General features: G+C 74.5%; 15 protein-coding genes. 7 read left to right on the forward strand and 8 right to left on the reverse strand.

The features are described 5' to 3' along the window. Positions 1-145: 145 nt before the first annotated feature. The 4 genes from PIR53_15035 to PIR53_15050 are packed head-to-tail and all read left to right on the forward strand — an operon-like array spanning position 146 to position 3,506. The gene (locus PIR53_15035; protein WZH51325.1) at positions 146-457 is read left to right on the forward strand and encodes a vitamin K epoxide reductase family protein; all 312 of its coding nucleotides are present in this window, start codon (positions 146-148) and stop codon (positions 455-457) included. Further along, the gene (locus PIR53_15040) at positions 448-807 is read left to right on the forward strand and encodes a vitamin K epoxide reductase family protein (protein WZH51326.1); all 360 of its coding nucleotides are present in this window, start codon (positions 448-450) and stop codon (positions 805-807) included. Before PIR53_15035 ends, PIR53_15040 begins: the two co-directional genes overlap by 10 nt. Before the next feature lie 7 nt (positions 808-814). Next, the gene (locus tag PIR53_15045; GenBank protein ID WZH51327.1) at positions 815-1,705 is read left to right on the forward strand and encodes an alpha/beta fold hydrolase; all 891 of its coding nucleotides are present in this window, start codon (positions 815-817) and stop codon (positions 1,703-1,705) included. A gap of 37 nt (positions 1,706-1,742) precedes the next feature. After that, complete coding sequence (locus PIR53_15050) at positions 1,743-3,506, forward strand: SpoIIE family protein phosphatase (protein ID WZH51328.1); 1,764 nt, start codon at positions 1,743-1,745, stop codon at positions 3,504-3,506. Between the two features lie 28 nt (positions 3,507-3,534). Here the strand turns inward: PIR53_15050 and PIR53_15055 are convergent, their stop codons facing one another. From PIR53_15055 to PIR53_15065, 3 genes are all read right to left on the reverse strand, one after another. Beyond that, positions 3,535-5,025 carry a hypothetical protein gene (locus PIR53_15055; GenBank protein WZH51329.1) on the reverse strand — a complete coding sequence of 497 codons (1,491 nt, stop codon included), beginning with the start codon at positions 5,023-5,025 and terminating at the stop codon, positions 3,535-3,537. A 201-nt stretch (positions 5,026-5,226) separates the two neighbouring features. After that, positions 5,227-6,606 carry a hypothetical protein gene (locus tag PIR53_15060; GenBank protein ID WZH51330.1) on the reverse strand — a complete coding sequence of 460 codons (1,380 nt, stop codon included), beginning with the start codon at positions 6,604-6,606 and terminating at the stop codon, positions 5,227-5,229. A 136-nt stretch (positions 6,607-6,742) separates the two neighbouring features. After that, positions 6,743-7,180 carry a VOC family protein gene (locus tag PIR53_15065; protein ID WZH51331.1) on the reverse strand — a complete coding sequence of 146 codons (438 nt, stop codon included), beginning with the start codon at positions 7,178-7,180 and terminating at the stop codon, positions 6,743-6,745. Positions 7,181-7,387: 207 nt separating this feature from the next. Here PIR53_15065 and PIR53_15070 point away from each other — a divergent pair, with 207 nt between their 5' ends. Continuing rightward, positions 7,388-8,344, forward strand: coding sequence for a transcriptional regulator (locus PIR53_15070; protein WZH51332.1), 957 nt, complete (start codon positions 7,388-7,390; stop codon positions 8,342-8,344). 232 nt (positions 8,345-8,576) lie between these two features. Here PIR53_15070 and PIR53_15075 read toward each other — a convergent pair whose 3' ends face one another. From PIR53_15075 to purS, 3 genes are read right to left on the reverse strand one after another with little or no spacing between them, the layout of a single operon-like run. Beyond that, positions 8,577-9,023 (reverse strand): DUF3817 domain-containing protein, encoded by a 447-nt coding sequence (locus PIR53_15075; GenBank protein WZH51333.1) that lies wholly within the window; start codon positions 9,021-9,023, stop codon positions 8,577-8,579. Between the two features lie 51 nt (positions 9,024-9,074). Continuing rightward, entirely contained in the window at positions 9,075-9,740 is a 666-nt protein-coding gene (purQ, locus tag PIR53_15080; protein WZH51334.1) for a phosphoribosylformylglycinamidine synthase subunit PurQ, read from the reverse strand. Beyond that, the gene (purS, locus tag PIR53_15085) at positions 9,737-9,985 is read right to left on the reverse strand and encodes a phosphoribosylformylglycinamidine synthase subunit PurS (GenBank protein ID WZH51335.1); all 249 of its coding nucleotides are present in this window, start codon (positions 9,983-9,985) and stop codon (positions 9,737-9,739) included. The genes purQ and purS overlap by 4 nt, the downstream gene beginning before the upstream one ends. Positions 9,986-10,177: 192 nt before the next feature. Here purS and PIR53_15090 point away from each other — a divergent pair, with 192 nt between their 5' ends. Next, complete coding sequence (locus PIR53_15090; GenBank protein ID WZH51336.1) at positions 10,178-12,112, forward strand: acyltransferase family protein; 1,935 nt, start codon at positions 10,178-10,180, stop codon at positions 12,110-12,112. A gap of 27 nt (positions 12,113-12,139) precedes the next feature. Continuing rightward, positions 12,140-12,643, forward strand: a complete 504-nt coding sequence (locus tag PIR53_15095; GenBank protein WZH51337.1) for a hypothetical protein — start codon at positions 12,140-12,142, stop codon at positions 12,641-12,643. Between the two features lie 7 nt (positions 12,644-12,650). Here the strand turns inward: PIR53_15095 and PIR53_15100 are convergent, their stop codons facing one another. Next, positions 12,651-13,607, reverse strand: a complete 957-nt coding sequence (locus tag PIR53_15100; protein WZH51338.1) for a hypothetical protein — start codon at positions 13,605-13,607, stop codon at positions 12,651-12,653. After that, positions 13,607-13,909, reverse strand: a complete 303-nt coding sequence (locus PIR53_15105) for a hypothetical protein (protein WZH51339.1) — start codon at positions 13,907-13,909, stop codon at positions 13,607-13,609. The genes PIR53_15100 and PIR53_15105 overlap by 1 nt, the downstream gene beginning before the upstream one ends. Between the last annotated feature and the right edge of the window lie 6 nt (positions 13,910-13,915).

A 13,915-nucleotide genomic window follows, 5' to 3' on the forward strand; every position in this document is an offset into this window, starting at 1 on the left:
GCCCGCACCCTGCGCCGTACGACCCAACTCGACGCTCCTGCCGCGCCGTACGACCCAACTCGACGCGCACGCCGCGCCATACAACCCAACTCGACGCAGGCCCGAGTTCACCATCCCCTCAGCATCGGCGACTACCCTGCCGCGCGTGACCGCCGCGACCGACGACCCCGTCCTCGACCTCACCGAGGACGAGCGGGCCGAGCTCGCGGCGTACGAGGCCGGTCGTCGGGACCGCAGGATCGGTTGGCTCCTGCTCGTCGCGGGCGTCGTCGGCGCCGTCGCGGCCGTGACGCTGCTGCTCGAGCGGATCCAGCTGCTGCAGGACCCGAGCTACATCCCCTCGTGCAGCCTCAACCCCGTGCTGAGCTGCGGTTCGGTGATGACCAAGGAGCAGGCGCGGGTCTTCGGGTTCCCCAACCCGGTGATCGGGGTCGCCGCGTCCCTGCCGTGGCGGTGATCGGCGCCGGCGTCCTGGCGGGCGCGGCCTACGCACGCTGGTTCTGGGCCGGGCTGCAGGTCGGCGTCACCTTCGGGATCGGCTTCGTGGCGTGGCTGATCAGCCAGAGCCTCTACGAGATCAACGCCCTGTGCCCCTACTGCATGGTCGTCTGGGTCGTGATGGTGCCGCTGTTCTGGCAGGTGACGGTGCGCAACGCCGAGGCCGGCGTGCTCGGCGCCGGGATCGCCCGCTCGGGCGCGGTCCGCGTCGCCCGCGCCTGGTCGGTGCTCGCCGTCGTGCTCGTCTACCTGCTCGTCGCGCTGCTGATCCTCCAGCGCTTCTGGGACTACTGGTCGACGCTGCTGTGAGGCGCCCGTGAGGCTCACCCGCAGGGCCGCCCTCACCGGTGCCGGGATCGGCACCGCGGCCGTGCTCGCGGGCGGTGCGGGCGTCGCGACGGGCGTGCTGCCGGGCCGCGCGCAGCTCTACTCCCGCCTCGGTCTCGACGGGGAGGACGGCCAGGTCCCCGACGTCGAGCCCGGCGACCTCGTCAGCGGCGAGCTCGTCTCGGCCGCCCGGGGCGGTCGGCGCGTCGGCTGGAGCCTGGCGACCCCGCCCGGCACGAGCCCCGAGGGCCTCCCCCTCGTCGTCGTGCTCCACGCGCGCGGCGCCGACCACACGTCGGCCTTCGCCCGCGACTACCTCGGCCTCGACCGCTTCCTCGCCGCGGCCGTCGCCGACGGGATGCCGCCGGTGGCGCTCGCCAGCATCGACGGCGGCAACGCCTACTGGCACGAGCGCCGGGACGGGGACGACCGCGACGACCCGGGGGCGATGGTCGTCGACGAGTACCTCCCCCTCCTCGCCGACCGCGGCCTCGACACGAGCCGTCTCGGCCTCCTCGGCTGGTCGATGGGCGGCTTCGGCGCGCTCCGCCTCGCCGGGCTGCTCGGCCCCGACCGCGTGCGCGCCGTCGCCGCGCTCAGCCCGGCGCTGTGGCGGGAGTTCGACGACACCGCGCCGGGTGCGTTCGACGACGCCGCCGACTTCGAGGCGGTGACGGTGATGGGCCGCCAGGGCGACCTCGACGGCATCCCGGTGCGCGTCGACTGCGGCCTCGGGGACCCGTTCTGCGACGCCGCCGAGGAGTACGTCGCGGGGTTCGCCCAGCGACCCGCAGGCGGGTTCGAGCGCGGCGACCACGACCGCGGCTACTGGCGTCGCCTCGCCGGGCCGCAGCTGCGGTTCGTCGGCGAACGGGCCTGACCGCCGGCTGTCACCGGCGGCCCCTAGGATCCCGCCTGTGGAGCCCTTCCAGAGCCTGCGCTCGAGCGCAGGAGCGGCGAGCCCTGACCTGCTCGCGGCGTACGAACGCGTCGACTGGGCCGCCACCGCGGTCGGTCCGCCCTCGTCGTGGTCGCCCGCCCTCGTCGTCGCGGTGCGACTCGTGCTGGCCACCCCGATCCCGTCGGTGCTCTTCTGGGGGGACGAGCGCACGTACTTCTACAACGACGCCATCGCGGGCGTGCTCGGCGACCGCCACCCCGTGATCCTGGGCCAACCGGCCGAGGCCTCGTTCCCGGAGTCGTGGGACCAGGTCGGGCCGCTCATCGCCGACGTGCTCGAGCACGGGCGGTCCGCCCGGCTCGAGGACGCACTCGTGCCGGTGCAGCGCCACGGGCGGGTCGAGGACCACTGGTACAGCTACGCCTACTCCCCCGTGCGCGACCTCGACGGCACGATCGTGGGCGTGCACGGCGTCTCGATCGAGACCACCCGTCAGGTCCTCGCCCAGCGCCGCCTGCAGCTGCTCAACGCCCTCGGCAACGCGACCGCCGGGGCGCAGTCGCTGCTCACCCTGCGCGTCGCCGCTCTCGGGCTGCTCCGCACCGAGCTGCCCGCCGTCGAGGTCGTCGACCTGCGGATGCCGGTGCCGGTCACGGAGGCCGCCGCGCCCGGCACGCGCACGGTCGTCGCCGTCACCGGCGAGGTGGGAGGGACCCGGACCGCCGCGGAGGAGAGCGCCGTCCCGGGTGCAGACCGCTGGTGGACGCACCCCGACGGCGTCGGGCCCGGGCACGGCATCGTGGCGTGGGAGCCGAAGGAGGATCAGGCTCGTCCGCCGGGCGCGGTCCGCGTGAGCTCGCTCGGCTCCGCCGCCTGGCTGCAGGAGCAGACCATCCTGGTCTGCCGGGGCGACGCCGCGACCGACGAGGACCTCGGCCCGTTCCTGCAGGTCGTCGCCGACTCGATCTCCGCCGCGGTGATCCGCATCCGTGGCCTCCAGGGCGAGCGGGCCGACGCCGCCAGCGACCGGGCCCTGTCCCTCGAGCTGCAGACGGCGATGCTCGCCTCCCGCCACGACGCCCCCCAGGTCGAGGGGGCCCGCACGGCGAGCCGCTACGTGCCGGCCTCGGCCCGGCAGGAGGTCGGCGGCGACTGGCACGACACGTTCCCGCTGCCCGAGGGTCCGCTGGTGGTGACCATCGGCGACGTGGCCGGGCACGACGGCCGCGCGGCCGCGGCGATGGGCCAGCTGCGCAGCCTGGTGCGCGGCATCGCGCTCGCGACCGCCGGCGCCGGCGGTCGGCCCAGCCCGGCCCGGATGACCGAGCTGCTCGACCAGGCGATCGAGCACTTCGAGGTGGGCGCCGTCGCGACCTTCCTCCTCGCCGAGGTCGCCGTCGAGCAGCTCGACGGCGACGCGGGCTACACGATCCGCTGGGCCAACGCCGGCCACCCGCCGCCCGTGCTGCTCGGGCCCGACGGCACGGCGTCGCTGCTCGACCCCGGGGGCGAGATGCTGCTCGGCATCGACCCCGCCACGGTGCGCCGCGACCTCGAGGCGGTCCTGCCGGCCGGGTCGACCCTGCTGCTCTACACCGACGGGCTCGTCGAGCGCCGCGGGGAGCTGCTCGACCAGGGCATCGAGCGCCTGCGCGTCGCCGTCGGTGACGCCGGCGCCGGACCGGACGCCGATCCCGACGCCCTGTGCGACCACGTGCTGACGGCCCTCGGGCCCTTCGAGGACGACGACGTCGCCGTCCTCGCCGTACGCCTGGGCTGAAGCCCGCGACGTACGGCGAGGCGGACGGTCAGCCGATGCGACCGAACGACACCGTCTGGTGCAGCGACTTCCACGCCGGCTTGGCGATGGCGATCCCGAGGGTGAGGTTCTTGCCCCGGTACGCCGCGGTGGGCGTCCACGAGGCCGACCGCGCGCCCGGCACCTTCGCGCCGTCGGCGAACCACTGGTAGTAGACCGTCGCGCCCGACGAGACGGCGGTCGCGGTCAGCGCGGGCCCGGTGACCGACGAGACCCGGCCGACGCGGGGGGCGCCGGAGCGGATCGCGGGCGCGGCCACCCAGCCGGCGGGCACGGAGCGCTGGCCCACACGACCGAAGTCGAAGGAGCCGTTGCGCGGGAAGTAGCCCGGCGCGGTGAGCTGGATGCCGAGGGTCAGGTGACGGCCGACCGTCTGCGCCGGCGGCACGTAGGTGCGCTTCGTGGCCCCGGGGATCCGCGCGCCGTCCAGGAACCACTGGTAGTTGGCCGTCACGCCGGACACCGCGCCCGTGTGCGTGAGGACCGCCGGGGTGACACCCACCGACGAGCCCGCGACGGGGGCGCCGGACTTGCGACCCGCGTTCTTGATCCAGCCGGACGGGAACTGCGCGACCGGGTCGGAGGTGACGACCCACCACGGCTCGTCCCAGCCCAGGTAGACGGAGCCGCGGTCGGCCTTCTCCGCGCGGATGGAGACGAAGGCCAGGCTGTCGCCGGCGGTGTGGGGCAGCACGAAGCGGGTCACGGGCGCGCCCGTGGTGACCTCGTCGACGACGAGGTCGAAGGGCAGCTCCGTCTCCTCGCCGTCGACGACCACGACGGCGACGCCGTCCTCGTCGCGCGCGGCAGCACGGGCGGCCGCCGCGACCGCCGGGCGGTCGGCCGTGCGGAAGTCGCTGTCGAAGCCCCAGCCCCAGTAGTCCCAGTCCTCCTCCGACACCGTCACGACGCGGGTGTGGAAGGTCGTGCCCTCCTCCCAGGCGCCGTCGAACGCGATGTCGATCGGCTTGCCGGTGGGCAGCTCCTCGTCGACGGCCTGTCCCGCCACCTCGAGCCGCGCGTCCACCGGGCTGTCGACCTCGTCGTACGTGAACTCCGTGCTCGTCGACTCGACCACGCGGCCGCGGATGCCGAGCTGCTCGATCGTGACCGTGTAGGTCTGGCCGTCGACGAGGACGTCGTCACCGAAGCCGCAGTCGATCCAGCCGTAGCCGACACGCTCCTCGGGGTCCCAGTACGCCTCGGCGTCCACGGCACTCTCCGGCGACAGCCGCAGGCGGTAGGACGACCCCGGGGTCGCGTCGTCGAACTCGAGCAGCACCCCGCAGAAGGGCGCGACGTAGGGCAGGAAGACCTCGTCGGGGATCTCCTCCGGGATGTCGTCCACCGTCAGGTAGTCGATGTCCGTGATCGCGAGCCCGGCCGGGTCGGCCTGGGCCGGCCCGACGAGCGTGAGACCGCTGGCTGCGAGAGCCGCGGTGCCGGCGACGACGACGCCGGACCTGACGATGGTGCGCATGAGTTCCCCCTCGACGTGAGGAGCCCGGCGCGACGCGCACCGGGCTCGTGCTGCGCACGGTAGGGCACGGAGGCGTACGACGCGGGCGATCCGGCGCGCTGGTCTGGACCGCCCCGGCCAGGATCGAGTCCGGGGGAACGCACCGTGGCCCCAGCGCGTCGGGGAACGGCGCGCTGGGGCCACGGGCCCAGGGGTGGTGCGTCAGCCGATGCGGCCGAACGACACCGTCTGGTTGAGCGACTTCCACGTCGGCTTGCTGACCGCGATGCCGAGCGTGAGGGTCTTGCCGCGGGTGGCCGCGGTCGGCGTCCAGGAGCGCGACGTGGCGCCGGGGACCTTCTGGCCGTCGACGAACCACTGGTAGTGGACCTTGGCGCCCGACGAGACGGCGGTCGGGGTCAGCGTCGGACCCGAGACCGAGGAGACGCGACCGACGCGGGGGGCACCGGACTTCACGGCCGGGGCCTTGATCCAGCCGGCAGGGACGGAGCGCTGGCCCACGGTGCCGAAGCCGAACGAGCCGCTGCGGGCGAAGTAGCCCGGCGCGGAGAACTGGATGCCCAGCGTGAGCTGGCGACCGAGGGCCTGCGTCGGCGGCACGTAGGTGCGCTTGGTCGCGCCAGGGATCTTCTTGCCGTCGAGGAACCACTGGTAGTAGGTCGTGACCTCCGCCACCTTGCCGGTGTGCGTGATCGTCGGGGCGGAGACGCCGACGGCCGAGCCGACGTACGCCTTGCCCGACTTCGTGCCCGGCGAGGTGATCCAGCCCGACGGCACCGTCGAGGTGGCCGGGGAGGTGACGATCTCGAACGGCTCCTCGAAGGCCACGTAGACCGGCGCCTTGCCCGGCTTGTCGGCGCGGACCGACACGAAGACGTAGTCGCCGCCCAGGTGGTGGGGCAGCGAGAAGCGCGACACCGGCGCGGAGCCCGTGACGGTGCGGTTGAGCACGTCGACGAACGGGTCCTCGTCGACCTCCCAGTCGCTGTCGACGACCTCGCGCGGGACGATGCTCACGCGCGTGGTGAAGGTCGAGCCCTCCTCCCAGGCGCCCTCGTAGGCGATGTCGATCGCGCGGGCGGTCGGCAGGGTGTCACCGGCGCGCTGGCCGTCGACGGCGACCCAGGCGTCCAGCGGCGCGCCGACCTCGTCGTACGCGATCTCGGAGGTGGTGGACCCGAGCTTCGCGCCGCGCGCGGAGTACTCGTGCACCGTGACCAGGTAGGTCTCACCGTCGACGAGGACCTCGTCGCCGTAGCCGCAGTCGACGCCCGCCGCGCCGAAGCCCTCGCTGTCGTACTCGACCCAGTTCACCAGGTCGAGCGGCGTGCTCGGCGTGGCCGCGCTGGCGACCGTGACGTCGTAGTCGGCCGCCGGCGTCGCGTCCTCGAACGTCACCTCGAACCCGCAGGTCTCCGAGACGTAGGGCGACCACTCGGTGTCACCGGCCTGGGGCTTCGGGTAGGTCGGGCCGCTGATCGTGATGTCGCCCGGCGCCGCCGCCTGGGCGGGCGCGGTCGCGAGCCCGCCGAAAGCCAGCGCGGCGACGGCGACGACGCCGGTCGTGGTGGTGGTGCGCATGTGTTCCCTCTCCTCAGAAAATTCTCAGGAAGCCTAGGAGGAGGTGGCACTGCACCGCGGTCGAATTGATGGATCGGCGCTCAGCAGACCCGATCCGGCCCCACCGGTCTGGACCAGGAGGACACACCCGGCCCGCTCAGTCGAGGCAGAACTCGTTGCCCTCGGGGTCGCGCATCACGACGTGCCCCTTGCCCAGACCCGGCTCCGCCTCGTGGCGCTCGACGCGGGTCGCGCCCAGCGCCACCAACCGCTCGGCCTCGGCCTCGAGCGCCGCCATCCGTTCGTCGCCCTCGAGCCCCGGCGCGGCGCGCAGGTCGAGGTGCAGCCGGTTCTTGACCGTCTTCCCCTCGGGCACCCGCTGGAAGTAGAACCGCGGCCCGACCCCGGCGGGGTCGCTGCACGCCGAGGCGTCGTTGCGCCGCTCGGGCGGCACGCCCCAGGCGTCGAGCGCCGCCTCCCAGCTGGGGAACCCCGCCGGGGGCGGATCGATCTCGTAGCCCGTCGCCGCCGCCCAGAAGGCGCTCAACGCCCCGGGGTCCCCGCAGTCGAAGGTCACCTGCACCGTCACCGCCATCAGCCCTGCTCCTTCCGTCGGACCGGCCGCCGCACGCGCCGCGGCACCACGACCCCGCGCTGCGGCGCCGCTCGCCCGCCAGCCTCCGACGACGCCCCCGTCGGGAGCAACCCACCCCACCTGACGTACCGCTGCTCGATGTCCATGACCCCACCGTCGCAGCAATTCAGGAACACTTCGGTCCGCTATCGGTGGCAAGATTCGACCGTGCCGGAGACGACCACGGAGCGGGTGCTGCGCCTGCTCGGCCTGCTGCAGCAGCGCCGCACGTGGACGGGTCCCGAGCTCGCGGCGGAGCTCGGGGTCACCGACCGCTGCGTACGGCGCGACGTCGCCCGCCTGCGCGACCTCGGCTACCCCGTCAACGCGGCCCAGGGCGTGGGCGGCGGCTACCAGCTGGGCGCGGGCGCCGCGCTGCCGCCGCTGCTGCTCGCGCCGGACGAGGCCATCGCGACGACCGTGTCGCTGCTGCTCGCGGCCGGCGGCACCGTTGCGGGCGCCGCCGACGCAACCCTCCGCACCCTCGCCAAGCTCGACCAGGTGCTGCCGCCCCGCCTGCGCGCCGAGGTGCGCGCCATGGCGGAGACGACGGCCACCCTGGAGCGGGGCGGCGTGCAGGTCGACGGCGGCACGCTCATGCGGCTGGCGGGCGCCACCCGCGACCGCGTGCGGGTCCGCTTCGCCTACGCCCGGCCCGGCGGCGGGCCCACGGAGCGCGACGTCGAGCCCTCGGGCCTCGTCGCCACCGGTCGTCGGTGGTACCTGCTCGCCTGGGACACCGACCGCGACGCCTGGCGCACCTTCCGCGTCGACCGGATCGGCGACCTCGTCGTCACGACCTGGCGCTGCAGCCGTCCGCCGCACCCGGATCCCGCGACGTACGTGCACAGCAGCGTCACGGCCTCGCCGTACCGGTTCGTCGCCACGGCGCGCGTCGCGCTCCCGCTCGACGAGGTGCGCGAGCTGCTCGGACCCCAGACCGCCCGGGCCGAGCCGGACCCCGAGCCCGGGTGGACGCGGATCGTGGCGGGGGCGGACGACCTGGAGTGGATGGTGCTACGCCTTGCGGAGATCGACGCCCCGCTGGAGCTCCTCGACCCGCCCGGGCTCCGCACCGCCGCCGCTGCCCTCGCCGAGCGCCTCGGACGCATGGCCGGCGGCTGAGACGGCGGCTGAAGCCGCGGGCGTGGGACCACGCGAGCCCGCCGGCCCCTCCTCCGTGGAGGTGGCCGCCGTTCCGGTCGCCATCGCGGCCATCACGGCGGCGGAGGCGACCCAGCGGGAGGTGACGAGGACGGTACGACGCGGGCGACCCATCCCCCGAGGGTGACGCGCCTTGCTGAGGGTGGCCTGAGGCCTGCCGACCTCAGCCCGGCTCAGCCGACCTCAGCCAGCCTCAGCCGACCGGCGGACCCGCGAGGAGCGCCAGGCCGGTCAGCACCGCGACGGCGACGACGCCGGCGGCCAGGCCCTGCAGCGGCTTGCGCACCAGCCACGAGACCGGCTTCTCGAGGCCACCGGACGCCGGCTCGCTCGCCAGCCGCCACGTGTCGCCGAGCAGGCCCTTCCGCTCCGTCGCGAGGTCGAACCAGATGGTGAAGAAGGGCGGGATCGCGGAGGCGAGGCCCGTGATGGTCCGGCGGAACGACCACCGCTGGTCCTGCGCGACGACGATCGTCGTCAGCAGGAACGCGATGAACGCGATGCCGTGGAGCATGCCGCCGACGCTGACGACCGCCTCGGTCGTCTCCGTGACGTACTTCAGGAACATCCCGGCGAGCAGGAGGGCCCAGGTGCAGGCCTCGGTGACGGCGACGACGCGGAACAGGCGGCGGGGCGACATGGCCCGCATCCTACGACGTCGTGTCGTAGATCGCCGATCCGTGGTGACGACTCAGGCGAACGCGCGCTCGACGAGCGACGTGAAGAAGCCGAGGCCGTCCGTGCCCGGCCCGGTGAGGTCCTCCACCGCGTGCTCGGGGTGCGGCATGAGGCCGACGACGTTGCCCGCGACGTTGGTGACGCCGGCGATGTCGCGCTGCGACCCGTTGGGGTTGCCCACGTAGCGCGCCACGACCTGGCCCTCGCCCTCCAGGCGGTCGAGCGTCGCCTCGTCCGCGACGTACGCCCCCTCGCCGTTCTTGAGGACGACCGTGATCTCCTGACCGGCCTCGTACGCCGAGGTCCACGCCGTCGACGCGTTCTCGATGCGCAGGCGCTGGTCGCGGCAGATGAACTTGCGGTGGTCGTTGCGGATCAGCGCGCCGGGGAGCAGGTGGGACTCGCAGAGCACCTGGAAGCCGTTGCAGATGCCGAGGACGGGCATGCCCTTCCCGGCTGCCTCCACCACGGAGGTCATGACCGGCGAGAAGCGCGAGATGGCGCCGCACCGCAGGTAGTCGCCGTAGGAGAAACCGCCCGGCAGGACGATCGCGTCGACGCCGCGGAGGTCCTCGTCGCCGTGCCAGAGCGCCACGGCCTCGTTGCCGCCGATGCGGACCGCGCGCTGCGCGTCGACGTCGTCGAGCGAGCCGGGGAAGGTGACGACGCCGATCCTCACGCCTGGTCCTCCACGCGCACCGTGAAGTTCTCGATCACGGGGTTGGAGAGCAGCTTCTCGGCGGCCTCGTGGACCTGCGCGAGCACCTCGTCGGTGACCTCGGCGACCTCGAGCTCGAAGCGCTTGCCCTGGCGGACCTCGCTGATGCCGGTGAAGCCGAGGCGCGGCAGGGCGCCGGCCACCGCCTTGCCCTGCGGGTCGAGGATCTCGGGCTTGGGCATGACGTCGACGACCACACGGGCCACGGGGCGCTCCTGGAGGTGCTGGGGGTTGCTGCGAGGGCTGCTGCTGGGGGGTTACCGGGGGCCATCCTAGTCCCGCCGCGACCCACGCCCGACCAGCGGGACACGGTCGCGGGGGAGATGTGCCGGCCGCACGTCCTGTGCGAAACTCGATCGGGTTGTCAGCCTCCCCGACCCCAGGTGCTCCCCTCCCCCATGACTCCTCCCACCGCCACCCTCCAGCGGTCGCCCGAGGCCGGTCCCGCGCCGCGTCCGGCGGCCGGGGCGGCCCCGGCGGTCGACCCGCACACGAGCCCCCAGCCCGCCGGCACGCCCCACCCGCCGCGGGTGCGCGCCATCGACGGGCTCCGCGGGGTCGCGGTCACGGCCGTGGTGCTCTACCACCTCTTCCCGACGCTGGTGCCCGGCGGCTACCTCGGCGTCGACGTCTTCTTCGTGATCTCCGGCTTCGTCATCACGGCGAGCCTGGTCCACCAGCGCCGGACCGAGGACGGCCCGGGCCTGGTCCGGTTCTGGGTACGGCGCGCCCAGCGTCTCCTGCCCGCCCTCCTGACCCTGCTCCTCGCCGTCGCCGCGGCCGCGGCGCTCGTCGGCCCCGTCGTGAGCGGGCGCCTGCGGGAGCAGGTGCTGTCGGCGCTGACCTTCACCAGCAACTGGTTCCAGGCGAGCGCCGAGTTCTCGTACTTCGAGCACACCGACCCGCCACTGCTGCAGCACCTGTGGTCCCTGGCGGTGGAGGAGCAGTTCTACCTCGTCTGGCCGCTGCTCCTCGCGCTCCTCCTCGTCGCGGTCCGGCGCCCCCGCACCCGGGTCGTCGTCGTGCTCGCCGCGGCCGCCGCCAGTGCCGGCGCCATGGCGTGGCTCCACACACCCGGCCAGGACCCGAGCCGGCTCTACTTCGGCACCGACACCCACGGCTTCGGCCTCCTGCTCGGCGCGGCCGCCGCGCTCGCGGTGCCCCTCTTGACGGGCACGCCGCGCACCCCCCGGGTGGCCGCCGTGCAGCGCGCGCTGACGCACCCCGTCGTACCGATCGCGGCAGCGCTCGCCGTGCTCCTCGCCATGGCGAGGCTGCGCGACGACCTCGACCTGACCTACCGGGGCGGCATCGCCGCCGTCGCCCTGGCGACGGCCCTGCTCCTCGTCGGGCTCGTCGTCCGCGGCGGCGGACCGGTCCGCGCGGTGCTCGTCGTCCGTCCCGTCGTGTGGCTCGGCGAGCGGAGCTACGGGATCTACCTGTGGCACTGGCCCGTGCTCGTGCTGCTGCGCGGCGCGTTCCCCGACAGCTCCGGGATGCTGCGGGGCGCCCTGACGGTCTACCTCACCCTCGCGGCGGCCTCGCTGAGCTGGCGGTACGTCGAGCGCCCGGTCCTGCGGCACGGCTTCCGCGGCGCCGCGCGGAGGGCCTGGCGCGTGGTGCGGGCGGACCTGCTCCCCCGCGGTGTCGTGCTCGTCGTCGGCCTCGCGGTCCTCGCCCTCCTCGCCGGACAGGGCCTGCGCCAGGCGCCGGACCGCGGCCAGGTGGAGAGCCTCGTCGCGACCGGGCAGGACGCGCTGGCCGACGCCGGGGCGTCGCTGGAGGACGGCCCGGCGGCGGAGCCGTCGCCCGAGGCGGAGCAACCGGCGCCGCCCGCGCTGGCGGACGCGTCCCCTGCCGAGATCGGCGCGCAGACCGTCGTCATCGGCGACTCCGTCACCCTCGCCGCGGCCCCCGGTCTCGTGGCGGAGCTGCCCGGCGTCGGCGTCGACGCCGCCGTCGGACGCCAGCTCGCCGAGGCACCCGCGATCGTCACCGCGCTGCGGGAGGCGGGCCGGCTGCGGCCCTACCTCGTCGTCGCGCTCGGCACGAACGGCGACATCAGCAGCCGCGACCTGAGCGCGATCGTCGCGGCCATGGGCGAGGGACACCGGCTGGTGCTCGTCACCGCCCACGGCGACCGCCCCTGGATGCCCGAGGTCAACCGCAAGCTCCAGGCCTTCGTGACGGCGCACCCCTGGGTCGGGCTCGCCCGCTGGGACCAGGCCGCCGCCCAGGTCACCGACTTCGCCTCCGACGGCATCCACCCCGGCGAGCAGGGCGGCGCCGTCTTCGCGCGCACGGTCGTGGAGACGCTGCGCACCCTGCCCTGATCTGGGGGCGCGCGGCACACTGGAGGCATGTCCAACCGCGTCCCGCCCGGCGCCGCCGGCGCCCTGACCCTCGAGTTCCCGCAGTCGCTGGCCGTCTACGAGGACTACGCCGCCGCCCAGCGCACCGTCGACCACCTCTCCGACGCCGAGTTCCCCGTCGAGAACTGCATGATCGTCGGCACCGACCTCAAGCAGGTCGAGCGGGTCACCGGCCGGCTCACCTACCCGAAGGTCGCCGCCGCCGGCGCGATCTCCGGCGCGTGGCTCGGCCTGTTCCTCGGCCTCATCTTCTCGTTCTTCGTCGAGCAGAGCCTGGGCGCGATCCTGCTGTCCACCGTGCTCCTCGGTGTCGCGTTCAGCGTGGTCTGGGCGGTGATCGGGTACGCCGCGACCGGCGGCCGCCGCGACTTCAGCTCGGTCAGCTCGGTGGTCGCGACCCGCTACGAGGTGCTGGTCGAGCACAAGCACGCGGCCCGCGCCCGCGAGCTCCTCGCCGACCTCCCCGGAGCGCTGCCGAACCCGTTCGCCTGAGCCTCGCTCAGATCTCCCCGAGCTCCGACAGGAGCGGGGTCGCGGCGGACACGCTCGCGTAGAACGCGCGGTACGCCGCACGCTCGTCGGGCGTCATCGTCGCGAGGTCGAGACGGATCGGACGACCGTCGGCGTCGGAGAGCCCCGGCGGCACGTAGTCCGGGTAGTAGGCGTCGACGACGACCTGCAGGAGCTGCGGCGCCAGAGCGTTCTCGAGTGCGTCCTCGACCATCCAGCAGTCGACCCCGTCGGTGCACGCGCCGTCGCGCACCGCCTCGGCGACCCGCACCGCGCCGACGTAGGCCGATCCCGCGCCCTCGACCACCGAGGCATCGAGCGCGCCGGCGTCCGCGACGGCCGCCTCGAGGTCGCCGCGGAACACGTCGGCCGCCCACGCGCCGTACGCGGTGGCGAAGAGCTGCCCACCGCCGCCCTCGCGCGTCGCCACGGCGATGGCCCGCAGCAGGTCGTCGCGGGGGAGGTCGGGTGCTCCGGCACCGGCGCGACCCGAGCCGGCCGGTGCCGCACCGCCCAGCGTGGCGTGGAGGGCGGACGGCCACCGGGCGAGCGTCGCCAGCAACGCGTCCGCGAGCGCGGGCTGGATGTCGTCGGCGTCGCCGACGACCGTCACGGCGGTCGTCAGCAGGCTCGCGGGGTCCTCCGCATCTCCGTCGGGCGCCAGGGCGTAGGGCAGCGCGGTGGCCACCCGCGCCGCCTGCTCGCCCGACCACGGGGTCTCGACCAGGACGGCCCGCAACCGTTCCGCGTCGTCCGCGGGCAGCCCGTCGCCCCCGTCGAAGAGGTCGACGGTGGCGCGCTCGGCCGCCCGGGCGAGCGCCTCCGGCACCTCCGGCTCCTCCGCCCCGTCGCCGCGCACCAGGGCCACGACGCCGATCACCGCGACCACCACGACCGCGACGGCGATCGACACGGCCGTGCCGACGACCGACCGACGTGGTGCCATCAGATGGGCTGGGGCACGCCGGGCCGCATGCCGGCGGCGACCGTGATGTCGGTCTCCTCCAGGTCCGCCGCGGCGTCCTGCATCGCCTGGGCGTGCTCCCGCACCCGGCGGGCCCAGCCGTTGTACTCCTGCGTCCAGGTGGACTGCAGCGTCGACGACGCGGGGCCCGAGGTCGAGCCCGGCAGCGCCGCCGCGATCTGGCCGGCGTGCTCGCCGGCGGACAACCCGTCGACGGCCTCGCCGGCCGCCCCGATCCGCTCCGCCGCGCTCTGGATGTCCGAACGGACCATTGCCACGGTCATGCCTGT

Origin of the sequence: Nocardioides alkalitolerans (assembly GCA_038184435.1) — a bacterium.
Taxonomy (GTDB): Bacteria; Actinomycetota; Actinomycetes; order Propionibacteriales; family Nocardioidaceae; genus Nocardioides; species Nocardioides alkalitolerans_A.

Bases quoted from the DNA above. Each gene is read 5' to 3' on its own strand.
- PIR53_15055 (WZH51329.1), bottom strand. From the start codon at position 5,025: ATGCGCACCATCGTCAGGTCCGGCGTCGTCGTCGCCGGCACCGCGGCT.
- PIR53_15060 (WZH51330.1), bottom strand. From the start codon at position 6,606: ATGCGCACCACCACCACGACCGGCGTCGTCGCCGTCGCCGCGCTGGCT.
- PIR53_15065 (WZH51331.1), bottom strand. From the start codon at position 7,180: ATGGCGGTGACGGTGCAGGTGACCTTCGACTGCGGGGACCCCGGGGCG.
- PIR53_15075 (WZH51333.1), bottom strand. From the start codon at position 9,023: ATGTCGCCCCGCCGCCTGTTCCGCGTCGTCGCCGTCACCGAGGCCTGC.
- PIR53_15090 (WZH51336.1), top strand. From the start codon at position 10,178: ATGACTCCTCCCACCGCCACCCTCCAGCGGTCGCCCGAGGCCGGTCCC.
- PIR53_15095 (WZH51337.1), top strand. From the start codon at position 12,140: ATGTCCAACCGCGTCCCGCCCGGCGCCGCCGGCGCCCTGACCCTCGAG.
- PIR53_15100 (WZH51338.1), bottom strand. From the start codon at position 13,607: ATGGCACCACGTCGGTCGGTCGTCGGCACGGCCGTGTCGATCGCCGTC.
- PIR53_15105 (WZH51339.1), bottom strand. From the start codon at position 13,909: ATGACCGTGGCAATGGTCCGTTCGGACATCCAGAGCGCGGCGGAGCGG.